The sequence below is a fragment of the Streptomyces sp. NPDC059906 genome, from assembly GCF_042730645.1.
GTDB classification, from domain to species: Bacteria; Actinomycetota; Actinomycetes; order Streptomycetales; family Streptomycetaceae; genus Streptomyces; species Streptomyces rubrogriseus.
Window position 1 is genome coordinate 1 of the sequence record NZ_JBHWKU010000027.1, and the last position, 26,513, is coordinate 26,513.

A 26,513-nucleotide genomic window follows, 5' to 3' on the forward strand; every position below is an offset into this window, starting at 1 on the left:
CCCGTCACACCCCATTAGCATCATTATCGTGGGCTCGGAGTTCTCTATCCCACCGAGCCTCCGCCCTCCCCGAGCCTCCGCCCTCCCCGAGCCCCCGCCCCTCCCCGAGCCCCTCCCCCCCCCGAGTCGTCCGTCAGCCGGGCGTTCGCCTTTCAGCCCACCGAGTCGGGTGGTGGGTGGGCACAGGCCCGGGGGTCCAGGGGGCGGAGCCCCCTGGTACGGCCACCGCGGCGCCGGCCACCACGCCCCCGGCGTCATCCACAGCCCCCGACGCCCGCGCATGCGGAGACGTACGCTGGAGACACCCCGGCCCGCAGCGCGCGTCGGGCCCGTCGTGTTGTACACCCCCGCACGGAAAGCGCCCCGAATGAGCCTGCACGGTCTGCTCGACGCCGTAGTCAAGGACACCGCCCTCGCGGAAGCGATCGCGGCGGCCGCAGACGGCAACCGCATGCACGTCGACCTGGTCGGCCCGCCCGCGGCCCGCCCCTTCGCGATCGCCGCCCTGGCCCGCGAGACGGGCCGCCCGGTGCTGGCGGTGACGGCGACGGGACGCGAGGCGGAGGACCTGGCGGCGGCCCTGCGCTCCCTGCTGCCCCCCGAGGGCATCGTGGAGTACCCCTCCTGGGAGACCCTCCCGCACGAGCGGCTCAGCCCGCGCAGCGACACCGTCGGCCGCCGCCTCGCCGTCCTGCGGCGCCTGGCCCACCCCCGCCCCGACGACCCCGAGACCGGCCCGGTCTCCGTCGTCGTCGCACCCGTACGCTCCGTGCTCCAGCCGCAGGTCAAGGGCCTGGGCGACCTGGAGCCCGTGGCGCTGCGCACCGGACAGAGCGCCGACCTGGAAGAGATCGTCCAGGCGCTGGCGGCAGCGGCGTACGCGCGCGTCGAGCTGGTGGAGAAGCGCGGCGAGTTCGCCGTGCGCGGCGGCATCCTGGACGTCTTCCCGCCGACCGAGGAGCACCCGCTCCGGGTCGAGTTCTGGGGCGACGACGTCGAGGAGATCCGCTACTTCAAGGTCGCCGACCAGCGCTCCCTGGAGGTCGCCGAGCACGGCCTGTGGGCCCCGCCCTGCCGGGAGCTGCTCCTCACCGACGACGTGCGCGAGCGCGCCCGCGTCCTCGCCGAGGACCACCCCGAGCTGGGCGAGCTGCTCGGGAAGATCGCCGAGGGCATCGCGGTGGAGGGCATGGAGTCCCTGGCGCCCGTCCTCGTCGACGACATGGAACTGCTCCTCGACGTGCTGCCCAAGGGTTCGATGTCGCTGGTCTGCGACCCCGAGCGGGTGCGCACGCGGGCCGCCGACCTGGTGGCGACCTCGCAGGAGTTCCTCCAGGCGTCCTGGGCGGCCACCGCGGGCGGGGGCGAGGCACCGATCGACGTGGACGCGGCCTCCCTGTGGTCCATCGCGGACGTCCGGGAGCGGGCCCGCGAGCTGGACATGATGTGGTGGTCGGTCTCGCCCTTCGCCGCCGACGACGCGTTCGCCGAGGCCGACACCCTCAAGCTCGGCATGCACGCCCCCGAGACCTACCGCGGCGACACGGCGAAGGCGCTGGCCGACACCAAGGGCTGGCTCGCCGACGGCTGGCGCGCGGTCTACGTCACCGAGGGCCACGGCCCCGCCTCCCGCACCGTCGAGGTCCTCGGCGGCGAGGGCATCGCCGCCCGCCTCGACAACGACCTCGAAGCCCTCAGCCCCTCCGTCGTGCACGTCTCCTGCGGCTCGATCGACCACGGCTTCGTCGACCCGGCCCTCAAGCTGGCCGTGCTCACCGAGACCGACCTGACCGGCCAGAAGGCCGCCGGACGCGAGGGCGCCCGGATGCCCGCCCGGCGCCGCAAGACCATCGACCCGCTCACCCTGGAGGCGGGCGACTACATCGTCCACGAGCAGCACGGCGTCGGCCGCTACATCGAGATGGTGCAGCGCACCGTCCAGGGCGCCACCCGCGAGTACCTGGTCGTGGAGTACGCCCCCGCCAAGCGCGGCCAGCCCGGCGACCGGCTGTACATCCCCACCGACCAGCTGGAGCAGATCACCAAGTACGTCGGTGGCGAGGCCCCCACCCTGCACCGCCTGGGCGGCGCCGACTGGACCAAGACCAAGGCCCGCGCCAAGAAGGCGGTCAAGGAGATCGCCGCCGACCTGATCAAGCTCTACAGCGCGCGGATGGCGGCGCCCGGTCACGCGTTCGGCTCGGACACCCCCTGGCAGCGCGAGCTGGAGGACGCCTTCCCCTACGCGGAGACGCCGGACCAGCTCACCACCATCGCCGAGGTCAAGGACGACATGGAGAAGACGGTCCCGATGGACCGCCTGATCTGCGGCGACGTCGGCTACGGCAAGACGGAGATCGCGGTCCGCGCCGCGTTCAAGGCTGTCCAGGACGGCAAGCAGGTCGCCGTGCTCGTCCCCACCACCCTGCTGGTGCAGCAGCACTTCGGGACGTTCGGCGAGCGCTACGCCCAGTTCCCGGTGAACGTGCGGGCGCTGTCCCGCTTCCAGAGCGACACCGAGTCGAAGGCGACCCTGGAGGGGCTGCGCGAGGGCTCGGTGGACATCGTCATCGGCACCCACCGCCTGTTCTCCTCGGAGACGAAGTTCAAGGACCTCGGCCTGGTCATCGTCGACGAGGAGCAGCGCTTCGGCGTCGAGCACAAGGAGCAGCTGAAGAAGCTGCGCGCCAACGTCGACGTGCTCACCATGTCCGCGACCCCCATCCCGCGCACCCTGGAGATGGCGGTCACCGGCATCCGCGAGATGTCCACGATCACCACCCCGCCGGAGGAGCGCCACCCGGTGCTGACCTTCGTCGGCCCCTACGAGCACAAGCAGATCGGCGCCGCCATCCGCCGCGAGCTGCTCCGCGAGGGCCAGGTCTTCTACATCCACAACCGCGTCGAGTCCATCGACCGCGCGGCGGCCAAGCTGCGCGAGATCGTCCCCGAGGCCCGCATCGCCACCGCCCACGGCCAGATGTCGGAGCAGGCGCTGGAGCAGGTCGTCGTCGACTTCTGGGAGAAGAAGTTCGACGTGCTGGTCTCCACCACCATCGTCGAGTCCGGCATCGACATCTCCAACGCCAACACCCTCATCGTGGAGCGCGGCGACAACTTCGGCCTCAGCCAGCTCCACCAGCTGCGCGGCCGCGTCGGCCGTGGCCGCGAGCGCGGTTACGCCTACTTCCTGTACCCGCCGGAGAAGCCCCTGACGGAGACCGCGCACGAGCGCCTCGCCACCATCGCCCAGCACACCGAGATGGGCGCGGGCATGTACGTGGCGATGAAGGACCTGGAGATCCGCGGCGCGGGCAACCTGCTCGGCGGCGAGCAGTCCGGCCACATCGCCGGTGTCGGCTTCGACCTGTACGTGCGGATGGTCGGCGAGGCCGTCGCCGACTACCGCGCCTCCCTGGAGGGCGGCGTCGAGGAGGAGCCGCCGCTGGAGGTCAAGATCGAGCTGCCCGTCGACGCGCACGTCCCGCACGACTACGCGCCCGGCGAGCGGCTGCGCCTGCAGGCCTACCGGTCCATCGCCTCGGCCAACAGCGAGGCGGACGTCAAGGCCGTACGCGAGGAACTCGTCGACCGCTACGGCAAGCTGCCGGAGCCGGTGGAGAACCTGCTGCTGGTCGCCGGTCTGCGCATGCTCGCGCGGGCGTGCGCCGTCGGCGAGATCGTGCTCCAGGGCAACAACATCCGCTTCGCGCCGGTGGAGTTGCGCGAGTCCCAGGAGCTGAGGCTCAAGCGGCTCTACCCCGGCAGCGTCATCAAGTCGGGTACGCACCAGGTGCTCGTGCCGCGCCCGAAGACCGCGAAGGTGGGCGGCAAGCCGCTGGTCGGGCGGGAACTGCTCGGCTGGGTGGGCGAGTTCCTGACCTCGATCCTCGGGTCGTAGCCCGAAGTCCGCGCCGGCTCACGTAACCCGAAGTCCGGGCCGGCTCACGGCGAAGCCGTCCACGGGTCGGTTCCGTGGACGGCTTCGACGTGTCCGAGTACGGGGTACGGGGTACGGGGAGTGGCTTCTACTGCTGCTCCCGGCCGCCGCCCTGCTCGCGTCCGAAGCCGAGCTTGCCCTCGGCCTGCTGCTGCGCGGCGTCGACCTGCTTCTCGTACTTGCCGCCGGTCCTCTGGTTGACCTGGCGTTCGGCGGCGTCGGACATCTTCCGTGACCTGTCCTTGTCCTTGCCGGCCATGCTCTTCATCTTGTCGAGGATGCCCATGCAGAGCTCCTTCCGAGGCGTGACTCACTGTCGAAGGTACGACAGATATGTCCCGGGTGCCCACTAACGCCCGCTTAAGGCCCCCTATGGGCCGGACCTCTCCCTCGCTACGGTGGTGGCTGCGAACGGCAAGGGAGGGGCGCGCATGACGCGGCACAGCAGGATCCGTACCGGTTGGGCCGCGGGGGCGGCCCTCGCCCTGGCCCTGGTGACCGGCTGCGAAGGCCTGGAGGCCGACGACGGCGCCCCGACCCCGGGCAGCGGCGCCGAGGCCCCCGCCGCGGGCCACGCGGTCAGCCCGCTGGACAACCCGGACGGCACCGAGCCGGGCCTCGCCCCGGTCACCGGCGACAGCCCGCAGGCGGCCGCCCGCAAGCTGATCGACGGTCTGCGGACCAAGGGACGCGGCCCGAAGACCGGGTACGACCGCGACGAGTTCGGCTATGCCTGGATGGACACCGCCGACGGCGTCCCGCTCGCCCGCAACGGCTGCGACACCCGCAACGACCTGCTCAAACGTGATGGCCAGGAGGTCCGCTTCAAGTCCGGCTCGGACTGTGTGGTCATCGCGATGACGCTGGACGACCCGTACACCGGGACGAGCATCGAGTGGCGCAAGCAGAAGGCGAGCGAGGTCCAGATCGACCACGTCGTGCCGCTGTCCTACAGCTGGCAGATGGGCTCCTCGCGGTGGCCGGAGAGCAAGCGCGAGCAGCTGGCCAACGACCCGCTCAACCTGCTCCCCGTCGAGGGCCGCGCCAACTCCGCCAAGCGCGACTCCGGCCCGGCCTCCTGGCTGCCGCCCGCCAAGTCGATCCGGTGCGCGTACGCGGTCCGCTTCGCCCAGGTCGCCGTCAAGTACGAGCTGGCGGTGACGGAGGCGGACCGGGCGATGATGTCGAAGCAGTGCCGGGGCTGACGCGGCTCACCGACCCGGTGCTCCACGTGCGCGACGGGCTGATCGCCCTGGCCCGCGACCGCATGGACGGCTTCGGGATCGCCGCGGCCCGGGGGTGAGGGGGCCCGGCTCCCGCGGCTCAGGTGCTCGTCCCGTCCATGTCGTCCAGGCCGTCCAGGTCGAGGACCTCTCCGGCGGGGGACTCGGCGGGCACCGGCTCGTCGTACCCGGTGAAGGACAGGGCGCCGGGCTCCTGCTTCGATCCGCTCTCGAAGCGCAGCAGGTACGGCTTGCCCTCGGTGGCGACGTACACCGTGTCGCGCACGGAGTCGTCCGTCTCGTACAGGGTGAACGCGGGCTTGCCGTCGACGGTGGTGGCCCTGCCGCGGGTCACCTTCGCCGGGGCGTCGTCGCCGCTGCCCCCGGCGTCCTCCAGCAGCCTGTCCAGGTCGCAGAACCCGGCCATCTCCTTCGCGTCCGCGCCGTCGGCGGACATGCTGGTCCACCGTCCGGCCAGCAGTGACACGAGGGCCTCGGTGTCGGCCTGCGGCTCGCCCTTGCTCTGGGCCCGCAGGAACCGCTCGTCGTACTTCAGGTAGAGCGTGTCGCCGGTCTTGATCAACTCGGCCTCGCCCTGGCCGTCCATGCTCATCGTCCCGGCGCAGTCGCCCCGCCGGTCCAGGGCGAGGTCGATCTCTATGGTGCCGCCGCTCTCGTCGTCGGGGACGCTGCCGGTCATGCGCAGCGAGCGTGCCCCGGTGGTGGCCTCCAGCGCCCGCTCGGATATCTCCGCGCCGGTCAGCCCGGCGAACGGCTCGTCCGGCGACGGCGCCGAGGCGGACGCGGACGCCTCGGCCGGTGTTGCGGTCGAGCCGGGGGCGGTGGCGGACGGCGACGCGGTCGAGGATCCGCCGGACGCGGCGGACCGGGCGGCCCCGTCGGAGGTGCCGTCGCCGTCCTGGCCGGACTGGCAGCCGGTCAGGCAGGCGGTGGCGCCGGCGGCGAGGAGAAGAGCGGTGAGTGCGGTGCGGCGCGCGCGACGGCGCATGGTGGATCCCCCCGGGGATTCTCGGTGAACGGTGAGCGCGGTCCGGCGCTCAGAACTGGCCGTTGCCGAGCAGTTCGCCGTCGGCGTCGTAGATCGTGACGAGGCCGTTCTCGCTGTCCTTCCAGTCGGCGAACGCGGAGGCGATGAGCTTGGCCGGCCCCGTGCCGGGGCCCATGATGCCGCCGGTGAAGTCGGTGTAGACGTCGGCGGCGTCGAGGATGTCGTTCTGCTCGTCGGCGCCCTGCACCTTGGTGACGTGGGAGACGGCGTCCTTCTCCTTGGGCGTCCCGTTCTTCTGCACGAACGCCTTGAACCGCTCGGCCTGGGACGCCTTCTCGACGGCCTTGTCCTCGGCGGGCTTCGCCTCGGACGCGCCGTCCGCGCCGGCGCCGTCCGTCTTCGCGCCGTCCGCGCCGGCGCCGTCCGTCTTCGCGTCGTCCGCGTCCGCGCCGTCCTGCTTCTCGCCCGCGCTCGCCGAGGTCCGGTCGCCGCTCTTGGCGTCGCCGTCCCCGTCGCCCGCGTTCGCCGACAGCGCGCCGATGACGGCGATCCCCACCACGGCGCCCAGCGCGATCTTGGTCTTCATCCCCATGACGTCGGTCCTCTCCCCAGAGACAGATCGGTCGACCGTGAACCGAAGCCCGTCGCCTCGGCCGGTTCGATGGGTCAATAAGAACAGAGCTTGTGAACCGAGTCAACACGGTTCACGGGGCCGTGCAGGTACACGATGTGAACGGGGTCGGATCGCGTTCATCGGTAGGATCGGCCCCACACACCAGGACGAGGGGGCCCCGAGCGTGCAGGACCACGGGACAGAGGTGACCGCCGCCGGTATCGCGCGGCTCGCCGGCGTCGGCCGCGCCGCCGTCAGCAACTGGCGCCGTCGCCACGCGGACTTCCCCAGACCGGTCGGCGGCACCGAGACCAGCCCGTCCTTCGCCCTCGCCGACGTCGAGGCATGGCTGCGCGCCCAGGGCAAACTCGCCGAGGTCCCCCCGCGCGAACGCGTCTGGCAGCAACTGGCCGGGCACCCGGAGGGCCCGGTCGCCGCCCTGGTGCAGGCCGGCTGCGTCCTCCTGCTGATCCACGACCGCCCCACCCTCTGGCTGGACGCGAGCGCCGGCTCCGACGAACGCCTCGCCGACCTGCTGCCCGCCGCCCTCGACCAGGTACTCGACGCCCGCTTCGGCACCGGCCCCGAGCGCGTCGTCACCACCCCGGCCGCCCCCCGGCTGCTCCCCTCCGTACCGCTCCTGCGCGGCGCCGCCGAACTCGCCGCCGGACCGGGCGCCCGCAAGGCGTACGAGTTCCTGCTCGGCCGGCACCTCGACGCCAACCCGCGGCAGTACACGCTCACCCCGGACCCGCTCGCCGACCTGATGGCCGAACTCGCCGGTCCCGCCCGCACGGTGCTCGACCCGGCCTGCGGCACCGGCTCCCTGCTCCGCGCCGCTGCCGCCACCACCCGGCCCGGGCAGGAGCTGTGCGGCCAGGACAGCGACCCCGCGCTGGCCGCCCTCACCGCGCTGCGGCTCGCCCTGAGCACGGACGCCGCCGTGCGCATCGCCGCCGGTGACAGCCTGCGCGCCGACGCCCGCACCGACCTGCGCGCCGACGCCGCGCTGTGCCACCCGCCGTTCAACGAGCGCAACTGGGGCCACGACGAACTCGCCTACGACCCCCGCTGGGAGTACGGCTTCCCGGCCCGCACCGAGTCCGAACTGGCCTGGGTGCAGCACGCCCTGGCCCGGGTCAGGGACGGCGGCACCGTCGTCGTCCTGATGCCGCCCGCCGCGGCCTCCCGCCGCTCCGGCCGCCGGGTCCGCGCCGACCTGCTGCGCCGGGGCGCGCTGCACGCCGTGATCGCCCTGCCGGCCGGCGCGGCACCGCCGTACAACCTCCCCCTGCACCTGTGGGTGCTGCGCCGGCCCGAGCGGGCGCCCGCACAGCCCGGGGTGCTGCTCGCCGACACGGGGCAGTTCGCCGCAGAGGGGCGCGGCGGGCCGGACTGGCGGTCCGTGCGGGACGCCGTACTCGACGCCTGGACCGCGTTCGACCGCACCGGCCGGCTCGACGACCGGCCGGGCCTCGCCCGCTGCCTGCCCGTCATCGAACTCCTCGACGACGACATCGACCTGGCCCCCGCCCGCCACCTGCCGCCCCCCACCGCCACCGGCGGCACCGAACGGCTCACGGACGTCCGCGAGCGCCTCGACGAGACCCTGCGCCTGACCGCGGAGCTGACCCCCGCGGCACCCGGCACCGGACGCGCCGCACCGCGCAGGCCGCTCACCACCGTCGGCGAACTCGCCCGCGGCGGCGCCCTCGTGCTGCGCACCGGCACGAACGGCGGCCACGCGCGCGTGCCCCTGCTCACCGACCACGACGTCCTCACCGGCACCGGCCCCTCGGGCACCCTCCCGGAGGGCGACGAGGAACCCGTCCTGACCGAACCCGGTGACGTCGTCGTGCCCGTCCTCGGCGGCGGCTCCGTCGCGCGCGTGATCGACGCGGACACGGCCGGCGCCGCCCTCGGGCGCAACCTCGTGCTCCTGCGCCCCGACCCCGCCGCCCTCGACCCCTGGTTCCTGGCCGGGTTCCTGCGCGGCACCGCCAACCACCGGCAGGCCAGCAGCTACGCCTCCACCGCCACCCGCCTCGACGTACGGCGCCTCCAACTGCCCCGGCTGCCCCTCGACGCCCAGCGCGGCTACGGCGACCGCTTCCGCGCCCTCGACGAGTTCGAGCGCGCGCTGCGCCTCGCGGGCCGCTTGGGGGAGCAACTGGTGCGGGGCATGTACGACGGGCTCACGGACGGCACGGTCGCCCCCGGCTGAGCCGCCCGCGCGGGCCGAGTGACCAGGACGGCAACGGTTCGGTACAACCGTGACCCGTTGTCCGTCCGGGCCGATACGCTCGGACTCCCACTCCGAACGGCCCGGTCCGTTCGACGAGTCCTCGGCATCACCGGTCCAGGAGCAGTCATGTACGGCAACAGCGCCGGGCCGCCGCCCACCCGCGGCGCGGCCACTGTCATCACCCTGCGGGTGCTGTACGCCGCCGCCGGTTTCCTGACCTGCGGTCTGCTCGCCTGTGTACCGCTGTTCCGGGTCGCCGTCCTGCGCGGCCGCTGGTACGACTGGACGGCCGCCTGGGTGAGCCTGCCGCTGTCCATCGCCTGCCTCGCCGTGGTCGGTTCGCTGCCCGAGACGGACCACCGGACGGACGCCGCGCTGGCCGGGCTGCTGTTGACAGGGGCGGCGGCCGCCGCGTACTTCCTCGTGATCGACATACGCGTGCACGCCGCCCCGCGGCCCTTCGTCGGCAACCCGCCGCCCCACGCCCACTTCGCAGGACCGCACTACGGTCCGGGGCATCCGGTCGGGCCGTACACGCCTCCTGCCCCCCTCCAGCACCCCGTCGCCCCGCCGCAGCACCACCCGGCGCCCGCCCGCATCGACCAGGTCCGCGCCGAACTCGACGAGCTCAGCGACTACCTGCGCAACCACGACGGCCGCGACGGCGGCCACCGGGGCGGAAGGTGACCGTGGCGGCCGGACGCGTCGTCGCCGGCCGGTACGAGCTGTCCACACTCATCGGCCAGGGCGGCATGGGACAGGTCTGGACGGCCTACGACCGGCGCCTGGACCGGCGCGTGGCGGTGAAGCTGCTGCGCCCCGACAAGGTCGCCGGGGCGGAGGCCGACGAACTGCGCCGCCGGTTCGTGCGCGAGTGCCGCATCACCGCACAGGTCGACCACCCCGGCCTGGTCACGGTGCACGACGCGGGCAGCGAGGGCGAGGAGCTGTTCCTCGTCATGCAGTACGTCGACGGCGCCGACCTCTCCGACCACCTCGCCGAGCACGACCCGTACCCGTGGCAGTGGGCCGTCGCGGTCGCCGCCCAGCTGTGCGCCGTCCTCAGCGCCGTGCACGCCGTGCCGATCGTCCACCGCGACCTCAAGCCGCGCAACGTCATGGTCAAGCAGGACGGCACCGTCACCGTCCTCGACCTCGGCGTCGCCTCCGTCATGGACGCCGACACCACCCGCCTCACCCACACCGGCACCCCCATCGGCTCGCCCGCCTACATGGCCCCCGAGCAGGCCATGGGCGGCGCCGTCGGCCCGTACACCGACCTGTACGCACTCGGCGTGCTGCTGCACGAACTGCTCAGCGGCGACGTCCCGTTCGCGGGTTCCACGGCGCTCGGCGTGCTGCACCGGCACCTGTACGAGCCCCCGCTGCCCGTGCGCCGCATTCGCCCCGAGGTCCCGGAGGCGCTCGAAGCCCTGGTCCTGCGCCTGCTCGCCAAGGACCCGCAGCACCGCCCCGACTCCGCGCAGGAGGTCTACGAGCACCTCGCGCTGCTGCTCCCCGCGCTCGGCGTGCCCACCGGCGGCCCCCTGGACCCCACCCGCCCCTTCGTGCGCCCGCACGCCCCCTGGCCCGACCGCGCCCGCACCCCCGCGCCGCAGCCGGCCCCCGTACCGCCCGCCGCCGAGGCCGCCAAGCCGGACGTCGCCCGCGCCGTCGACGACGTCAAGCGCCTCCTCGGCGAGGGCCGCATCACCCAGGCCGTCGACGTCCTCGGCGCGATCCTGCCCGCCACCGCCGAACAGCACGGCGAACGCTCCCCGGTCGTGCGCACCCTGCGCAGGCAGTACGCGGCGACCCTCATGGACGACGGCCAGTACCGGCGCGCCCTGCCCGAACTGCGCCGCCTCGCCGACGAACGCGCCGCCGAGGCCGGCCAGGCCGACCCGCAGTGCCTGCGCCACCGCTACGACGCGGCCCAGTGCCTGGAACAGCTCGGCGAACCGGCCGCCGCCCTCGCCGAGTACCGGGCGCTGCTGCCGTACTACGAGAACCAGTACGTCGCCGGCGACCCCGACCTCGCCCACGACGTCCGCCGCCGCATCGGCCACCTCCTGCTCGCCCTCGGCGACCGCGCCGCCGCCCACGACACGCTGGCCCGGCTGCTGCACGACGTGGAGCGCGTCCACGGCCCCGGCCATCCGCTCGCGGCCGACATCCGGCGCACGCTCCAGTGGCTGGGCCGGATGCACGGCTGACCACCGCCGCCACGCGGACCGGGCGCGAGGCGGTGCCCGAAGTCCTGATGAATCGTTGGTCCAATGGGTTGGCCAGAGCCGGGCCACTGCCTAACATCGATCATCGCAAGACTTTGTGCACCGTCGCACAATCTCCAACGGGAGGTTCCCTTGCACCGCCGCCGTCGCTCCGCGCTCCTCCTCACCGCCGCGATCGCCGCCGCGGCACCCCTGCTCGCCGCCTGCGGCAACGACGCGCATCCGGGCGCGGCGGCCGTCGTCGGCGACCAGCGGATCACCGTCGCCCAGCTGGAGAACCGCGTGGACGAGGTGCGCGAGGCCCAGCGCGCCGCCGTGCCGGACGACACCCAGTACCAGCAGGTCGTCGCCCGCACCGGCACCCTCACCCGCGACACCCTGCACGGCATGGTCCTCGACCGGGTCCTGCACCGCGCCGCCCAGGACGCCGGGGTGAGCGTCAGCCGCAAGGAAGTGCAGGACATGCGCGGCGAGCTGGAGAAGCAGGCCGGGGGCCCCGAGCAGCTGGAGACGGTCTGGCTCCAGCAGTACGGCGTCGCCCCCGACCGCCTCGACGACAACCTCCTCGTCCAGATCGAGGCCCAGAAGCTCGCCCAGAGCCTCGGCACCGACACCAGCCGCCCCGAGTTCTGGCAGGCCCTGTCCGAGGCCTCCAAGAAGCTCGACGTCGACCTCAACCCGCGCTACGGCGCCTGGGACGTCCAGAAGAGCAGCCGCGTCGACACCCGGACACCGTGGGTGCGGGAGATCACGGCGGCGGGGTCCCAGCAGCCGGCGTAGCACCCCTGAACAGCGGCGATACGGCCCCCTGTGGACAACTCGGGGGGCCGTCGGCGGTGTGCGTTAGGTTCGAGGAGTGAACGCAACCACCGCCGGCCCGACCGCCCCCGACCAGGGCCGCATCGTCCTGCTCACCACCAGCCACCGCGTCGCCCCCGGCCTGCTGTCCTGGCCCGCCTGGCAGGCCCTGCGCACCGCCGACCGCGTCCTGTGCGCCGACGGAGCCCACCCCCAGCTGCCCTATCTGCGCGAGGCGGGGATACGGGTGGAGGAGGCGGCGATGGCCGCCGAGGAACTGGTGGACGCCTGCGCCGGCGGCCGCACGGCGGTGGTCGTCGCGACCGGCGAGGGCGAGCCCGCGCTCACCGACTCACTGGCCCGTCTCGCCGGTTCCGGACGGGTCCGGATGCCCGACCTCGAGCTGCTCCCCGCCTCCTACGACCTCCCGGGCGCCCGCCTCCTCGACCTCGTCCAGGTCATGGACCGCATCCGCCTCGCATGCCCCTGGTCCTCGCAGCGCACCCACAAGGGCCTGGCCAAGTACGCCATCGAGGAGGCCTACGAACTCGTCGAGGCCATCGAGGACGGCGACCGCGACGAACTGCGCGAGGAACTGGGCGACGTGCTCCTCCAGGTCGTCTTCCACGCCCGCATCGCCGAGGAGGACCCCGACGCCCCGTTCTCCGTGGACGACGTGGCCGGCACCATCGTCGACAAGCTCGTCCACCGCCACCCGCACGTCTTCGGCGACGAGAGGGCCGACACCCCCGAGGAGGTCCGGGAGCACTGGCTGCGCACCAAGGCCGCCGAGAAGCAGCGCACCTCGGTCACCGAGGGCGTCCCCCTCGGCCAGCCCGGCCTGGCCCTCGCCGCCAAGCTCCACTCCCGCGTCCGCACCGCGGGCCTCGACGTCCCGCTGCCCGCCGGCGAGGGCATCGGCTACGACCTGCTCGCCCTCGCCGCCCGCGCCGAGTCCGAGGGCACCGACCCCGAGGCGGCCCTGAGAGCGGCGGCCCGCGCCTACCGGGACGCGATCCGGGCGGTCGAGGGATGACCGGTCGCCCATCCGTCCCCGGCCCCGCCTCCGGCCCCGCACCCGAGCTGTTCACCTGGGAGTTCGCCACCGACCCCTACCCCGCCTACGCCTGGCTGCGCGAGCACGCCCCCGTGCACCGCACCCGGCTGCCCAGCGGAGTGGAGGCGTGGCTGGTCACCCGGTACGCCGACGCGAAAGAGGCGCTCGCCGACCCGCGGCTGTCCAAGAACCCGGCCCACCACGCCGAGCCCGCGCACGCCAAGGGCAAGACCGGCATCCCGGGGGAGCGCAAGGCCGAGCTGATGACTCATCTGCTCAACATCGACCCGCCCGACCACACCAGGCTGCGACGGCTGGTCAGCAAGGCGTTCACGCCGCGCCGCGTGGCCGAGTTCGCGCCCCGGGTGCAGGAGCTGGCCGACGGCCTCATCGACCGGTTCGCCGCCACCGGCTCCGCCGACCTGATCCACGAGTTCGCCTTCCCGCTGCCCATCTACGCCATCTGCGACCTGCTCGGCGTCCCCCGCGAGGACCAGGACGACTTCCGGGACTGGGCGGGCATGATGATCCGTCACCAAGGGGGCCCGCGGGGCGGCGTCGCCCGGTCGGTGAAGAAGATGCGCGGCTACCTCGCCGACCTCATCCACCGCAAGCGCGCCGCACTGCCGCCCGAGCCCGCCCCCGGCGAGGACCTCATCTCCGGTCTGATCCGCGCCTCCGACCACGGCGAGCACCTCACCGAGAACGAGGCCGCGGCCATGGCCTTCATCCTGCTCTTCGCAGGCTTTGAGACCACGGTCAACTTGGTCGGCAACGGCCTCTACGCGCTGCTCACCCACCCCGGGCAGCGGGAGCGCCTGCAGACCTCCCTCGCCGCCGGGGAGCGCGGCCTGCTGGAGACCGGCGTCGAGGAACTCCTGCGCTACGACGGCCCGGTGGAGCTGGCCACCTGGCGCTTCGCCACCCGGCCGCTGACCATCGGCGGCCAGGACGTCGCGGCCGGCGACCCGGTCCTCGTCGTCCTGGCCGCCGCCGACCGGGACCCCGAGCGGTTCACCGACCCGGACACCCTGGACCTCGCCCGCCGCGACAGCCAGCACCTCGGGTACGGCCACGGCATCCACTACTGCCTAGGCGCCCCGCTGGCCCGGCTGGAGGGGCAGACGGCGCTGGCCACGCTGCTGACCCGGCTGCCGGACCTCCGCCTCGCCGCCGACCCGGCCGAACTCCGGTGGCGCGGCGGCCTCATCATGCGAGGTCTGCGCACCTTGCCCGTCTCGTTCACACCGCTCGCGTCATCGGCCGGCAACGGTCCGTCGCCGACGCAAAAGTGACACGCGCTCACCTCTGTGATCTTCACGTGATCTGCGCGGCATGAACTTGTGACAAGCGATGATCTCCCTATACGTTCACGGATCAGCGTGGTGTAGAGCGTCATCCGCCGCGCGGTCCCCGTCGTCTCGTGAAAGGTCGTCGCATGCTCTCCGGGAACGGTCGTCACCGCCGCCCCCGCCAGGCACCCGCACTGGTCGTCGCCGCCGGAGTGACCGGCTCCGCCATCGCGATCCCGCTGCTCGGCGCCACCGGCGCCCACGCGGCCGACTCCGCGAACTGGGACCAGGTCGCCGAGTGCGAGACCGGCGGCGCCTGGAGCCAGAACAGCGGCAACGGGTACTACGGCGGCCTGCAGCTGTCCCAGGAGGCCTGGGAGCAGTACGGCGGTCTGGACTACGCCCCCAGCGCCGACCAGGCCAGTCGCTCCCAGCAGATAAGAATCGCCGAGAAGATACACGCGGACCAGGGCATCGCCGCCTGGCCGACCTGCGGTCTGCTCGCCGGCCTGGGCAACGACTCCGGGGCCACGGGCGATGGTTCCGGCACGGCCGGTGACGGGGCGTCGGAAGGTTCCGACACCTCGGGGGAGCAGGACACCACCAAGTCGTCCGAATCGCCCGCGACCACCGAAACGCCCGAGTCGTCCCAGTCATCCGAGTCATCCGAGTCGTCCGGCTCGACCGGCTCGTCCGAGACGTCGGAGTCGACGTCCGGAGCGTCCTCTTCGTCCCCTTCGCCGTCTTCTTCGGCCTCTTCGTCGCCCTCCTCTTCGTCGTCTGACGCCCCGTCCGACGGTTCGAGCGGCGTGTCGGGCGACTCGTCCGACGGTGCGGACCAATCCGCCAAGCCGGACACTTCCGTCGAATCCGACCCCTCCGGCAGTGCCGAACCGCAGGGCGCCGAGGGCTCGTCCGGTTCCGGCAAGCACCGCGGCGGCAGCGCGGACGAGGACGCGACGGGAGAGGGCCGTACGGACCCGACGTCGGGCCGGCATGCCTCGCGCGACGGTGACGAGCCAGCGGCCGGGGACGGGCGTTACGTCGTACGCACCGGCGACAGTCTCTGGGCCATCGCCGACTCCCTTGACATCGACGGCGGGTGGCACGCGCTCTACGCCGACAACGAGACCGTCGTCGGCGCCGACCCCGACCACATCCTGCCCGGTCAGACGCTCACGGTCACGGGCGAATCGGGCGAAAAGTAGGGGGAGTTCGCGTCACGGTTAGAGACCGTATGTCCCTTTTGGATCTCGTGAGAGATAGGTCTCAGAAGCCGTGATCGTCTTTGAAAATCCGCGGAGCGCGTGTCTACGGTCATGACCGCTCGCCACCGCGGGCCCCGACAGCCGCAACGCCGAATCCTGCCAGCGGCCGTACGGGAACAGTCGTCGCGTCAAGCGCCGCAGGCAGGAGCGGGGGACCCAAGGTAAGTGCCGCACCGGGCAGTTGAGCCGGAGCGGCTAGGGGTGAAGCCGAGTTCCGGGAGGAACCCGGCCGGGCAACTCAACCGGCCCGAACCCGACAGCTCACCTCGCAGGCGTCGGTGAGGGGATCAACCATGCTGTTTTCCGGCAAGGGCAAGCACCGTCGCCCGTCCAAGGCCACCCGTGTCATCGCCGTCGCCGGCGTCACCGGTGCCGCCGTCGCCGCCCCGCTGATGGCGGCCGGCAACGCCTCCGCCGCCACCGCGTCCGAGTGGGACGCCGTCGCCCAGTGCGAGTCCGGCGGCAACTGGTCCATCAACACCGGCAACGGTTACTACGGCGGTCTGCAGTTCTCCGCCTCCACCTGGGCCGCCTACGGCGGTACGCAGTACGCCTCCAGCGCCGACCAGGCGAGCAAGTCCCAGCAGATCGAGATCGCCGAGAAGGTGCTCGCGGGCCAGGGCAAGGGTGCCTGGCCGGTCTGCGGCACCGGCCTGTCGGGCGCCGCCTACACCGGTGGCGGCTCCGAGGACAGCGGCTCCGGCAGCTCCGAGAGCTCGCAGAGCCAGAGCGGCGGCTCCACCGCCGAGCGCTCCACCGAGCAGAAGGCCTCCCGCTCCTCCGAGCGTCCGGCCGCCGAGCCGAAGGCCGAGAAGCCCGCCAAGAAGACCGTCACCACCCCGACCGGCAAGAAGGTCGAGAAGGGCGACGGCGAGTACAAGGTCGTCAAGGGCGACACCCTCAGCTCGATCGCCGAGGAGCACGACGTCAAGGGCGGCTGGGCGAAGCTGTTCAAGCTGAACGACGACATCGTCGACGACGCCGACCTGATCTACCCGGGTCAGCAGCTGCACCTGAAGTAAGGGGCGGCGGCCCCGCGACTCCCGCCCCGGTGCGTGTTCCCCCGTACGCACCGGGGCGGGACTTTTCATGTTCCGCCTTTGTTCCGTTCGGAAACAATTTACTCTCGGTTCTGTCCAGCGGGTGGGCGATCGGCTGGCCGATCGCCCGGAGCCGGTTAGGCTCGGTCCCGCAGAGCCGTCGCGGCCCCGAGGGACCGCGGCAGACCGAAGCGTCACAGTGAAGCGTCACAGTGAAGCGTCACATTGAAGAAGGAGATGCTCGTGCCGTCCATCGACGTCGTCGTAGCCCGGGAAATCCTGGACTCCCGAGGCAACCCCACGGTCGAGGTCGAGGTCGGCCTCGACGACGGCAGCACGGGTCGTGCCGCCGTTCCGTCCGGCGCCTCCACCGGTGCCTTCGAGGCCATCGAACTGCGTGACGGCGACCCGAGCCGTTACCTCGGCAAGGGCGTCGAGAAGGCCGTGCTGGCCGTCATCGAGCAGATCGGCCCGGAGCTGGTCGGCTACGACGCCACCGAGCAGCGCCTGATCGACCAGGCCATGTTCGACCTGGACGCCACCGACAACAAGGGCTCGCTCGGCGCCAACGCCATCCTCGGCGTCTCCCTCGCCGTCGCGCACGCCGCCTCCGAGGCCAGCGACCTGCCGCTCTTCCGCTACCTGGGCGGCCCGAACGCGCACCTGCTGCCGGTGCCGATGATGAACATCCTGAACGGCGGCTCGCACGCCGACTCCAACGTGGACATCCAGGAGTTCATGATCGCCCCGATCGGCGCGGAGTCCTTCTCCGAGGCGCTGCGCTGGGGCGCCGAGGTCTACCACACCCTCAAGAAGGTCCTGAAGAGCAAGGGCCTGGCCACCGGCCTCGGCGACGAGGGCGGCTTCGCCCCGAACCTGGGCTCCAACCGCGAGGCCCTCGACCTCATCCTCGAGGCGATCAAGGAGGCCGGCTACACCCCCGGCGAGCAGATCGCCCTCGCGCTCGACGTCGCCGCGTCCGAGTTCTACAAGGACGGCTCCTACGCCTTCGAGGGCAAGACCCGCACGGCCGCCGAGATGACCGAGTACTACGCCGAGCTGGTCGAGGCGTACCCGCTGGTCTCCATCGAGGACCCGCTGTTCGAGGACGACTGGGACGGCTGGAACACCATCACCGCCAAGCTCGGTGACAAGGTCCAGCTGGTCGGCGACGACCTGTTCGTCACCAACCCGGAGCGTCTGGCCCGCGGCATCGAGGAGAACTCGGCCAACGCCCTGCTCGTCAAGGTCAACCAGATCGGTTCGCTGACCGAGACCCTGGACGCCGTCGAGCTGGCCCAGCGCAACGGCTTCAAGTGCATGATGTCCCACCGCTCCGGCGAGACCGAGGACGTCACCATCGCCGACCTGGCCGTCGCCACCAACTGCGGCCAGATCAAGACCGGCGCCCCGGCCCGCTCCGAGCGCGTCGCCAAGTACAACCAGCTGCTGCGCATCGAGGAGATCCTCGACGACGCCGCGGTGTACGCCGGCCGCAGCGCCTTCCCCCGCTTCAAGGGCTGACCCCCGCCGTCGAGGGCTGACCCGCCCGCAAGAGGCGGCGTCGTACGTACGTCCCCGTACTCGGTCCCGTACCGTGTGCGGGGACGTACGCACGTATGACGACGTGAAGGCGGAGGCGGGGACAGACATGGCGGTGAAGGACCGGGACCGTTTCTCCACCGCGACCAGGATCCGGATCATCGGGGAGCAGACCGCGGCCCGGGTCTACCGCTCGCAGACCAGGCGCCAGGCCCGGCGCTCCCGGCTGACCGGCCGGGCCGCGCTGCTCGCGATGGTGCTCTGCTCGCTCGTCGTGGCGCTCGCCTACCCGATACGGCAGTACGTCGCCCAGCGCGCCGAGATCGCCGATCTCCAGCGGGAGCAGCGGGAGACCCGGCAGCGGGTCGAGGACCTGCGCGACCTCAAGGCACGCTGGCAGGACGACGCCTACGCCGAGCAGCAGGTCCGGCTGCGGCTGCACTACGTGATGCCGGGGGAGACGGGGTTCGTCGTCGTCGACCCGGAGGCGGCCGAGCAGACCCGCGTCCGGGCCGGTGCCGCCGACCGCCCCTGGTACCGGAACGTGTGGGACGGGGTCGACAAGGCCGACGCCGCCGCCCGCCGGCAGTGACTCAACAGGAAGACCAGCAGAAGACAGTCATGCAGACTCCCCCGCCGACCACCCCGCGCACCGAGCCGACCGACGCGGACGTGGCGGCCTTCAAGCAGCAGCTCGGACGTCCGCCGCGCGGACTGCGGGCCATCGCGCACCGCTGCCCGTGCGGACAGCCGGACGTCGTGGAGACGGCGCCGCGGCTGCCCGACGGCACGCCCTTCCCCACGCTGTACTACCTGACGTGCCCCAAGGCGGCCTCCGCCATCGGCACGCTGGAGGCGAACGGCGTGATGAAGGAGATGACCGAGCGGCTGGGCTCCGACCCGGAGCTGGCGGCCGCCTACCGCGCCGCGCACGAGGACTACGTCCGGCGCCGCGACGAGATCGAGGAGCTGACCGGCTTCCCGAGCGCGGGCGGCATGCCGGACCGCGTGAAGTGCCTGCACGTGCTGGTCGCCCACTCGCTGGCCGCCGGCCCCGGCGTCAACCCGCTGGGCGACGAGGCGATCGCGATGCTGCCCGAGTGGTGGCGCAAGGGCCCCTGCGTGACGCCCACCGACCTGACCGGCCGGACCGACGGGGAGGACGCCCAGTGACCCGGGTCGCCGCCGTCGACTGCGGTACGAACTCCATCCGCCTCCTGGTGGCCGACACGACTGTGTCCGACAGCGCCTCCGGCGCGGGGGCCACGGGCGAGCTGACCGACCTGGACCGCCGTATGACCATCGTGCGGCTCGGCCAGGGCGTCGACCGCACCGGGCGGCTCGCTCCCGAGGCGCTGGAGCGGACCTTCGCCGCCTGCCGGGAGTACGCCGGGATCATCAAGGCGCACGGCGCCGAGCGGCTGCGCTTCGTCGCCACCTCCGCCTCCCGCGACGCGGAGAACCGGGACGACTTCGTGCGCGGTGTGCTGGACATCCTGGGCGTCGAGCCGGAGGTCATCTCGGGCGACCAGGAGGCCGAGTTCTCCTTCACCGGCGCGACCAGGGAGCTGGCCGGGCGGGACCATCTGGACAAGCCCTACCTGGTCGTCGACATCGGCGGCGGCTCCACCGAGTTCGTGGTCGGCGACGACCACGTGCGCGCCGCCCGCTCCGTGGACGTCGGCTGCGTCCGGATGACCGAGCGGCACCTGGTGCGCGACGGCGCGGTGACCGATCCGCCCACCGCTCAGCAGGTCGCCGCGATGCGGGCCGACATCGAGGCCGCCCTGGACCTGGCCGAGGAGACGGTGCCGCTGCGCGAGGCGCGCACGCTGGTGGGTCTGGCCGGGTCGGTGACGACGGTGTCCGCGATCGCGCAGGAGCTGCCGGAGTACGACTCGGCCGCCATCCACCACTCCCGTGTCTCTCGCGACCGGGTCCGGGAGATCACCGACTGGCTGCTGGCCTCCACCCACGCCGAGCGCGCGGCGGTCCCCTCCCTGCACCCGGGCCGGGTCGACGTGATCGCGGCCGGCTCCCTGACGCTGCTGGCGATCATGGAGCGGACGGGCGCGGCGGAGGTCGTCGTGAGCGAGCACGACATCCTCGACGGCATCGCGTGGTCGATCGCGTAGGGCGCTCGCCGTGGCGGTGGCGGTGGCGGTGGCGGTGCGGTAGCGGTACCGGTAGCGGTCTGAGCAGGACGGACGACGATTGAGCGGGTGCCGGGGGGTCTTTCGGGCCCCCCGGTGACGTCCCGTCGGGAAAGTTCGTGAAGTTCTTCACAAGGAATTGGGCCCTGCCGGACGACGAAAGCGCGCGCGTTGACCCTTTTGGGGTTTCAACTGCCCTTTGAACGTGTTCAGGTCGGTGTCGCGGAGGGGTCCCGCAGAGCCCTCGCGGAAGGGTGGTCCATCGCTCCCGAAGCGCGGAGGTGCAGCTCACGCGGCATTGACAACGGGGTCCTCTACACGCTGGTTCCTTCGTCCGCCATGATCTCCGTCACGTGGGTGGCGGATGGTAGCACAGCACCCACTGAAGCTTGTGAAGGGGCGCACGATCCACCCCCCTCAACCGGGTGGATACTCGATGGCATGAGCACCACGGAGCGTCCCAGGATCCTCGTAGTAGGCGGTGGGTACGTAGGCCTGTACGCAGCTCGACGCATCCAGAAGAAGATGCGTTACGGCGAGGCGACCGTCACCGTCGTCGACCCGCGGTCGTACATGACCTACCAGCCCTTCCTCCCCGAAGCCGCCGCCGGCAGCATCTCCCCGCGGCACGTCGTCGTCCCCCTGCGGCGCGTGCTTCCGAAGGCGGAGGTCCTCACCGGCCGGGTCACCACCATCGACCAGGACCGCAAGGTCGCCACCGTCGCGCCGCTGGTCGGCGAGGCGTACGAGCTGCCCTTCGACTACCTGGTCATCGCGATGGGCGCGGTCTCCCGCACCTTCCCGATCCCCGGCCTCGCCGAGCAGGGCATCGGCATGAAGGGCATCGAGGAGTCCATCGGCCTGCGCAACCACGTGCTGGAGCAGCTCGACAAGGCCGACTCCACCACCGACGAGGAGATCCGCCGCAAGGCGCTCACCTTCGTCTTCGTCGGCGGCGGCTTCGCCGGCGCGGAGACCATCGGTGAGGTCGAGGACATGGCCCGGGACGCGGCCAAGTACTACAACAACGTCTCCCGCGAGGACATGCGCTTCGTCCTCGTGGACGCCGCCGACAAGATCCTCCCCGAGGTCGGCCCCAAGCTCGGCCAGTACGGCAAGGAGCACCTCGAGGGCCGCGGCGTCGAGGTCTACCTGTCCACCTCCATGGACTCCTGCGTCGACGGCCACGTGGTGCTGAAGAACGGTCTCGAGGTCGACTCCAACACCGTCGTGTGGACGGCCGGCGTCAAGCCCAACCCGGCGCTGGCCCGCTTCGGCCTGCCGCTGGGCCCCCGCGGTCACGTCGACACCCAGGCGACCCTCCAGGTCCAGGGCACCGACTACATCTGGGCCGCGGGCGACAACGCCCAGGTGCCGGACCTCGTCGGCCGCAAGGCGGGCAACGAGAACGCCTGGTGCCCGCCGAACGCCCAGCACGCGCTGCGCCAGGCCAAGGTCCTCGGCGACAACGTGATCTCCGGTATGCGGGGCTTCCCGCAGAAGGAGTACAGCCACGCCAACAAGGGCGCGGTGGCGGGCCTCGGCCTGCACAAGGGCGTCGCGATGATCGTCATGGGCAAGATGAAGATCAAGCTCAAGGGCCGTCTCGCCTGGTACATGCACCGCGGCTACCACGGCATGGCCATGCCGACCTTCAACCGCAAGATCCGCGTCTTCGCGGACTGGACGCTCGGCATGTTCCTCAAGCGCGAGGTCGTCTCCCTCGGCGCGATGGAGACCCCGCGCGAGGAGTTCTACGAGGCCGCCAAGCCGGCCCCGAAGCCCGCCGCGGCGAAGGCCGCCGACAAGGGCGACCAGAGCGAGAAGGCCGCGAAGCAGGAGAAGACCGAGGCCAAGGCCTCCTGACTCCCGCCTGCGCGCAGCCGTAGCGGCGCCCGGTAGTACTCAGCAGTACCCAGCAGTACCCAGCGGTTCCCGAAGGGGCCGTCCGCCATCCGTGGTGCGGACGGCCCCTTCGCGCTGCGCGCGTGCCGCGCCGTCGGGGCGACAAGTCCGTTGGTGTGTACAGCTATTTTGCCGAGTCGTAATGCGCGCCGGGGACTGTACCGGGGGCTCCCAGGTGTTTACGTGGTGTTGGACATTCCGGGATCGCTCGTCACGGAGGTACGCCATGGCTGACGCCGCGCTGCGGCTGCAGAACCTCTTCGAACAGTTGCTGGGAGCACCACTTCCGGTGCGCATCCGCGCCTGGGACGGCTCGCAGGCGGGTCCGCCGGGCGCGCCGACCCTCGTCGTCCGCAACCGCAGGGCCCTGCGCCGCCTGTTGTTCAAACCGGGTGAACTGGGCCTGGCCCGCGCCTGGGTGGCCGGCGACATCGACATCGAGGGAGACCTCTACACCGCCCTCGGTCTGATGGCCGGCCTGATCTGGGAGCGCGGCGAGGACGCCCGCGGCCTGGTCGAGGCGCTGCGCGACCCGGAGGTCCGGGCCGCCGCACGCGGACTGGTGAAGCTCGCCGGGCCGCCGCTGCCGCCCGCCCCGCCGCCCGAGGAGGTCCGCCGGGCCCGCGGCCACCTGCACACCAAGCGCAGCGACAAGCGGGCCATCAGCCACCACTACGACGTGGGCAACGACTTCTACGAACTCGTCCTCGGCCCCTCCATGGTGTACTCCTGCGCCTACTGGCCCGCCCCGCCGGCCGAGGGCGGCACCCTGGAGGACGCCCAGCGCGACAAGCTCGAACTCGTCAGCCGCAAGCTGGACCTGAGCCCCGGTCAGCGTCTCCTCGACGTCGGCTGCGGCTGGGGCTCGATGGCGATCCACGCGGCCCGCGAGCACGGCGTGAGCGTCGTCGGCGTGACCCTGTCCCAGGAACAGGCCGCCTACGCCCGCAAGCGCGTCGCGGACGAGGGGCTCACCGACCGGGTGGAGATCCGCGTCCAGGACTACCGGGACGTCGCGGACGGGCCGTACGAGGCCATCTCCTCCATCGGCATGGCCGAGCACGTCGGCGCCGAGCGCTACCTGGAGTACGCCACCGACCTGCACAAGCTGCTCAAGCCCGGCGGACGGCTGCTGAACCACCAGATCGCCCGCCGCCCGCAGCGGGACGAGTCCTCCTACAACGTCGACGAGTTCATCGACGCCTACGTCTTCCCCGACGGCGAACTGGCCCCCGTCGGCACCACCGTCACCCAACTGGAGCGCGCCGGGTTCGAGGTGCGCGACGTGGAGTCGATCCGCGAGCACTACGCGCTCACCCTGCGCCGCTGGGTCGCCAACCTGGAGTCCGACTGGGCGAGTGCCGTCCGGCTCGTCAGCCCCGGCCGTGCCCGGGTATGGCAGCTGTACATGGCCGCCTCCGCGCTCGCCTTCGAACGCAACCGCATCGGCGTCAACCAGGTCCTCGCGGTGAAGACGCCCGACTCGGGCGCCTCCGGGCTGCCGCTGCGGGCCCGCGTGTGGGGCGCGCCCGGCCGCGCCTGATCCGCACCCGACCCGAAGGGCCGGGCCCCCGCGCGGGGGCCCGGCCCTTCGGTGTTCCGCGTCGCCGGCGAGGTCACTCGGCCTTGATCGCGTTCAGCATGTTCAGCCGGGCGGCGTTGCGGGCCGGCCACAGGGCGGCCAGGACGCCCACCAGAGCGGCCAGCAGCACGAAGATCCCGATCCGGTCCCAGGGCAGGACCAGCGCGTACCCCGGGATGCTGTCCGCGACGGTCTCGCCGATCGCCCAGCCGAGGAACGTGCCGAGGCCGATGCCGACCACCGCGCCGAACACCGAGATGACGACGGCCTCCAGCCGCACCATCCGCTTCACCCGGCGCCGGTCGAGACCGATCGCGCGCAGCATGCCGATCTCCTGCTGCCGTTCGAAGACGGACATCGCGAGGGTGTTGACGACGCCGAGGACCGCGATGATCAGGGCCATCGCCAGCAGGCCGTACATGACGTTCAGCAGGGTGTTGATGGCGCCGCCGAACTCGTCGCGGATGTCCTGCCGGTCCATCACGGTGATCGCCGGGTTGTCGCCGAGCGCGTCGACGAGGACCTTCTCGTTCGCCGCGGTCTGGCCGCCGTCGGTCTTCACGAAGATCTGCCGGATGGACGGCTTCGCCTCGTGCCGGTCCACGACCTTCCGGTCGACGAGGACGGGGGAGAGGAACTCGCTGTCCTTGTAGACGGCGCCGACCGTCAGCGTGGCCTTCTCGTCGTCGTCGAAGGTGACCGGGACGGTGTCGCCGGGCTTCCAGCCCCTGTTCTCGGCCGTCTTCTCGGCGACCGCGATCCGGCCCCGGGCCAGCGAGCCCGCGTCGCCGCTGACGACGTCGACCGTCAGGACCTTCTCGATGTCACCGGGGGTGACCGCCGAGGCGGACACGTAGTCGCCGTCGACCCGGAAGTAGGCGTCCTGCTGCGGCGACACCGCGGACACGCCGTCGGCCTTCTCCAGGGCCGTCAGCGCGGACCGGTCGAGGTCGCCCCCGTTGGCCATCGAGACCATGTAGTCGGCCCTGATGTTGTCCGTGGTCATCTTGTCGATGGCCGCGCCGACCGTGACGCCGAGCACCGACAGAGCGGTCACCAGCGTCAGTCCGATCGCCAGCGCCGAGGCGGTGGCGCCGGTGCGGCGCGGATTGCGGACCGCGTTCTGGCCGGCCAGCTTGCCCGCCACCCCGAAGGGGCCGACGAGCAGCGGACGGACGAGCGCGATCACGGGCCGGGACAGCAGCGGGATGAGGACGATCACGCCGATCAGCGCGAAGAACGCGCCCGCGCCGATGTACATCCGGCCGTCGTCGCCGCCGGCCGAGGCGCCCGCCACGATCCCCACCGCTCCGAGGGCGGTGATGGCCGCGCCGATGGAGTTGCGCACCACCAGCGACTTGGTGGTGGCCACCGCGTGGACGCTGTTCATGGCCGCCACCGGCGGGATCTTCGCGGCCCGGCGGCCGGGCAGCCAGGCGGCGAACACCGTGATCAGCACGCCCACCGCGAACGCCGCGACCACCGGCGTGGCGGACAGGACCAGCGGACCGGCCGGCATCTTCATGTCGAACGCGGCCATGCCGGAGCGCAGTCCGACGGCCAGACCGACGCCGAGGGCGAAGCCGACGGCCGAGGCCACCAGGCCCACCAGCGCGGCCTCGGCGAGCACCGAGCGGGTGATCTGCCTGCGGGACGCGCCGACGGCGCGCATCAGGGCGATCTCCTTGGTGCGCTGGGCGACCAGCATCGTGAAGGTGTTGGAGATCAGGAAGATCCCGACGAAGAGCGCGATGCCCGCGAAGCCGAGCAGGACCTGCTTGAGGTTGCCCATGCCCTGTTCGATCTGGTCGGCCTGCTCGTCGGCGAGTGCCCGGCCGGTCTGGGCCTCGGCGGTCTCGGGCAGCAGCGGCTCGACCGCCTTCAGGATCCGCGCGTCGTCCGCGCCGGGCGCGGCGGTGACGGTGACCTCCTCGAAGTAGCCCGGCCGGAGGTACTGCTTCTGGGCGACGGCGGTGTCGAAGAGGACGAGGCTGCCGCCCGCGTTGACGGCGCCGTCCTCGGTGGTGAAGACACCGCTGAGGGTGTACTCCTTCACCGGGCCGTTGGTCGCGACCCGCACCCGGTCGCCGACCTCGTACTCGCCCTTGCCGGCGGACTCCTCGTCCAGGGCGATCTGGTCGTCCTTCACCGGGCCTGAGCCGTCGGTGAACGTGTACGCGGTGTCCTTGCCGTCCTTGCCGGGCGCGAAGTTCGAGCCCTTGTTGGACCAGCCGACGCCGATGAGCTTGCCGTCGGGGTCGGCGACGCCGGCGAAGCCCTCCACGCGGCCGTACACCCCGGCGACGCCGTCCACGGCGGAGATCCTGTCGAGGACCTCACGGGAGAGGCCGTACTCCTCCTCGGAGTTGTCCGAGTCGGCGTACGAGGTGACGGCGACGGCGACGTCCTGGTAGCTCTTCGCCGACTGGTTGCGGAAGGCGTTGGAGAGGGTGTCGGCGAAGACCAGGGTGCCGGAGACGAACGCCACGCCGAGCATCACGGCGAGCACGGTCATCAACAGCCTGGCCTTGTGCGCGAAGACGTTGCGCAAGGCGGTACGGAACATGGGGGTCTTCTCTGTCCAGACGTACGGCGTACGGGGTACGGGGTGG

The 26,513-nt window shown here is 72.2% G+C and carries 20 protein-coding genes and 1 riboswitch; of the genes, 16 read left to right on the forward strand and 4 right to left on the reverse strand.

Annotation, left to right across the window (positions count from 1 at the left end; translation table 11 throughout):
• Positions 1 to 367: 367 nt before the first annotated feature.
• The gene (gene mfd, locus ACFV9J_RS30925; protein ID WP_385359581.1) at positions 368 to 3,901 is read left to right on the forward strand and encodes a transcription-repair coupling factor; all 3,534 of its coding nucleotides are present in this window, start codon (positions 368 to 370) and stop codon (positions 3,899 to 3,901) included.
• Between the two features lie 127 nt (positions 3,902 to 4,028).
• Here the strand turns inward: mfd and ACFV9J_RS30930 are convergent, their stop codons facing one another.
• Complete coding sequence (locus tag ACFV9J_RS30930; RefSeq protein WP_102931350.1) at positions 4,029 to 4,226, reverse strand: antitoxin; 198 nt, start codon at positions 4,224 to 4,226, stop codon at positions 4,029 to 4,031.
• Between the two features lie 145 nt (positions 4,227 to 4,371).
• Between ACFV9J_RS30930 and ACFV9J_RS30935 the strand changes: the two genes are divergently transcribed.
• A complete protein-coding gene (locus ACFV9J_RS30935; protein ID WP_385359584.1) occupies positions 4,372 to 5,145 on the forward strand; it encodes an HNH endonuclease family protein in 774 nt (257 codons plus the stop codon).
• Between the two features lie 118 nt (positions 5,146 to 5,263).
• Here the strand turns inward: ACFV9J_RS30935 and ACFV9J_RS30940 are convergent, their stop codons facing one another.
• Both ACFV9J_RS30940 and ACFV9J_RS30945 read right to left on the reverse strand, forming a co-directional pair.
• Positions 5,264 to 6,172 carry a hypothetical protein gene (locus ACFV9J_RS30940; RefSeq protein WP_385359587.1) on the reverse strand — a complete coding sequence of 303 codons (909 nt, stop codon included), beginning with the start codon at positions 6,170 to 6,172 and terminating at the stop codon, positions 5,264 to 5,266.
• A 49-nt stretch (positions 6,173 to 6,221) separates the two neighbouring features.
• Complete coding sequence (locus ACFV9J_RS30945; protein ID WP_385359590.1) at positions 6,222 to 6,764, reverse strand: hypothetical protein; 543 nt, start codon at positions 6,762 to 6,764, stop codon at positions 6,222 to 6,224.
• A gap of 205 nt (positions 6,765 to 6,969) precedes the next feature.
• Between ACFV9J_RS30945 and ACFV9J_RS30950 the strand changes: the two genes are divergently transcribed.
• The 14 genes from ACFV9J_RS30950 to ACFV9J_RS31015 all read left to right on the forward strand — a co-directional run bounded on the left by ACFV9J_RS30950 (position 6,970) and on the right by ACFV9J_RS31015 (position 23,862).
• The gene (locus ACFV9J_RS30950) at positions 6,970 to 9,009 is read left to right on the forward strand and encodes an N-6 DNA methylase (protein WP_385359592.1); all 2,040 of its coding nucleotides are present in this window, start codon (positions 6,970 to 6,972) and stop codon (positions 9,007 to 9,009) included.
• Positions 9,010 to 9,156: 147 nt separating this feature from the next.
• Entirely contained in the window at positions 9,157 to 9,717 is a 561-nt protein-coding gene (locus tag ACFV9J_RS30955; protein ID WP_385359594.1) for a hypothetical protein, read from the forward strand.
• A 38-nt stretch (positions 9,718 to 9,755) separates the two neighbouring features.
• On the forward strand, positions 9,756 to 11,246 hold the full coding sequence (gene pkaE / locus ACFV9J_RS30960) for a serine/threonine protein kinase PkaE (RefSeq protein WP_385359766.1): 1,491 nt from the start codon (positions 9,756 to 9,758) through the stop codon (positions 11,244 to 11,246).
• Between the two features lie 150 nt (positions 11,247 to 11,396).
• Complete coding sequence (locus tag ACFV9J_RS30965; protein WP_385359596.1) at positions 11,397 to 12,044, forward strand: SurA N-terminal domain-containing protein; 648 nt, start codon at positions 11,397 to 11,399, stop codon at positions 12,042 to 12,044.
• A gap of 76 nt (positions 12,045 to 12,120) precedes the next feature.
• Positions 12,121 to 13,098, forward strand: a complete 978-nt coding sequence (locus ACFV9J_RS30970) for a nucleoside triphosphate pyrophosphohydrolase (RefSeq protein WP_385359598.1) — start codon at positions 12,121 to 12,123, stop codon at positions 13,096 to 13,098.
• Positions 13,095 to 14,414, forward strand: coding sequence for a cytochrome P450 (locus ACFV9J_RS30975; protein ID WP_385359600.1), 1,320 nt, complete (start codon positions 13,095 to 13,097; stop codon positions 14,412 to 14,414). The genes ACFV9J_RS30970 and ACFV9J_RS30975 overlap by 4 nt, the downstream gene beginning before the upstream one ends.
• Positions 14,415 to 14,557: 143 nt before the next feature.
• Positions 14,558 to 15,619 carry a transglycosylase family protein gene (locus ACFV9J_RS30980; RefSeq protein ID WP_385359603.1) on the forward strand — a complete coding sequence of 354 codons (1,062 nt, stop codon included), beginning with the start codon at positions 14,558 to 14,560 and terminating at the stop codon, positions 15,617 to 15,619.
• Between the two features lie 183 nt (positions 15,620 to 15,802).
• Positions 15,803 to 15,969: riboswitch (cyclic di-AMP (ydaO/yuaA leader) on the forward strand.
• Positions 15,970 to 15,972: 3 nt separating this feature from the next.
• Positions 15,973 to 16,701 (forward strand): resuscitation-promoting factor protein RpfA, encoded by a 729-nt coding sequence (rpfA, locus tag ACFV9J_RS30985; RefSeq protein ID WP_381377064.1) that lies wholly within the window; start codon positions 15,973 to 15,975, stop codon positions 16,699 to 16,701.
• Positions 16,702 to 16,962: 261 nt separating this feature from the next.
• Positions 16,963 to 18,243 (forward strand): phosphopyruvate hydratase, encoded by a 1,281-nt coding sequence (gene eno, locus ACFV9J_RS30990; protein ID WP_385359606.1) that lies wholly within the window; start codon positions 16,963 to 16,965, stop codon positions 18,241 to 18,243.
• A gap of 127 nt (positions 18,244 to 18,370) precedes the next feature.
• Entirely contained in the window at positions 18,371 to 18,853 is a 483-nt protein-coding gene (divIC, locus tag ACFV9J_RS30995) for a cell division protein DivIC (protein WP_385359608.1), read from the forward strand.
• A 29-nt stretch (positions 18,854 to 18,882) separates the two neighbouring features.
• Entirely contained in the window at positions 18,883 to 19,434 is a 552-nt protein-coding gene (locus ACFV9J_RS31000) for a DUF501 domain-containing protein (RefSeq protein WP_385359610.1), read from the forward strand.
• Positions 19,431 to 20,396: an exopolyphosphatase gene (locus tag ACFV9J_RS31005; protein WP_385359612.1), complete on the forward strand. Its 966-nt coding sequence runs from the start codon at positions 19,431 to 19,433 to the stop codon at positions 20,394 to 20,396. Before ACFV9J_RS31000 ends, ACFV9J_RS31005 begins: the two co-directional genes overlap by 4 nt.
• Positions 20,397 to 20,855: 459 nt before the next feature.
• Positions 20,856 to 22,280: an NAD(P)/FAD-dependent oxidoreductase gene (locus ACFV9J_RS31010; protein ID WP_385359614.1), complete on the forward strand. Its 1,425-nt coding sequence runs from the start codon at positions 20,856 to 20,858 to the stop codon at positions 22,278 to 22,280.
• A gap of 265 nt (positions 22,281 to 22,545) precedes the next feature.
• Positions 22,546 to 23,862 (forward strand): class I SAM-dependent methyltransferase, encoded by a 1,317-nt coding sequence (locus ACFV9J_RS31015; RefSeq protein WP_385359616.1) that lies wholly within the window; start codon positions 22,546 to 22,548, stop codon positions 23,860 to 23,862.
• A gap of 73 nt (positions 23,863 to 23,935) precedes the next feature.
• Here ACFV9J_RS31015 and ACFV9J_RS31020 read toward each other — a convergent pair whose 3' ends face one another.
• Complete coding sequence (locus ACFV9J_RS31020) at positions 23,936 to 26,467, reverse strand: ABC transporter permease (protein WP_385359618.1); 2,532 nt, start codon at positions 26,465 to 26,467, stop codon at positions 23,936 to 23,938.
• Between the last annotated feature and the right edge of the window lie 46 nt (positions 26,468 to 26,513).

What these genes read in the sequence shown, in the direction of transcription:
- ACFV9J_RS30980 (WP_385359603.1), top strand. Translation starts at nt 14,558, where the DNA reads ATGCTCTCCGGGAACGGTCGTCACCGCCGCCCCCGCCAGGCACCCGCA.
- mfd (WP_385359581.1), top strand. Translation starts at nt 368, where the DNA reads ATGAGCCTGCACGGTCTGCTCGACGCCGTAGTCAAGGACACCGCCCTC.
- rpfA (WP_381377064.1), top strand. Translation starts at nt 15,973, where the DNA reads ATGCTGTTTTCCGGCAAGGGCAAGCACCGTCGCCCGTCCAAGGCCACC.
- ACFV9J_RS30940 (WP_385359587.1), bottom strand. Translation starts at nt 6,172, where the DNA reads ATGCGCCGTCGCGCGCGCCGCACCGCACTCACCGCTCTTCTCCTCGCC.
- divIC (WP_385359608.1), top strand. Translation starts at nt 18,371, where the DNA reads ATGGCGGTGAAGGACCGGGACCGTTTCTCCACCGCGACCAGGATCCGG.
- ACFV9J_RS30935 (WP_385359584.1), top strand. Translation starts at nt 4,372, where the DNA reads ATGACGCGGCACAGCAGGATCCGTACCGGTTGGGCCGCGGGGGCGGCC.
- ACFV9J_RS30975 (WP_385359600.1), top strand. Translation starts at nt 13,095, where the DNA reads ATGACCGGTCGCCCATCCGTCCCCGGCCCCGCCTCCGGCCCCGCACCC.
- ACFV9J_RS31010 (WP_385359614.1), top strand. Translation starts at nt 20,856, where the DNA reads ATGAGCACCACGGAGCGTCCCAGGATCCTCGTAGTAGGCGGTGGGTAC.
- ACFV9J_RS30955 (WP_385359594.1), top strand. Translation starts at nt 9,157, where the DNA reads ATGTACGGCAACAGCGCCGGGCCGCCGCCCACCCGCGGCGCGGCCACT.
- ACFV9J_RS31000 (WP_385359610.1), top strand. Translation starts at nt 18,883, where the DNA reads ATGCAGACTCCCCCGCCGACCACCCCGCGCACCGAGCCGACCGACGCG.
- ACFV9J_RS31020 (WP_385359618.1), bottom strand. Translation starts at nt 26,467, where the DNA reads ATGTTCCGTACCGCCTTGCGCAACGTCTTCGCGCACAAGGCCAGGCTG.
- ACFV9J_RS30930 (WP_102931350.1), bottom strand. Translation starts at nt 4,226, where the DNA reads ATGGGCATCCTCGACAAGATGAAGAGCATGGCCGGCAAGGACAAGGAC.
- ACFV9J_RS30945 (WP_385359590.1), bottom strand. Translation starts at nt 6,764, where the DNA reads ATGGGGATGAAGACCAAGATCGCGCTGGGCGCCGTGGTGGGGATCGCC.
- ACFV9J_RS31015 (WP_385359616.1), top strand. Translation starts at nt 22,546, where the DNA reads ATGGCTGACGCCGCGCTGCGGCTGCAGAACCTCTTCGAACAGTTGCTG.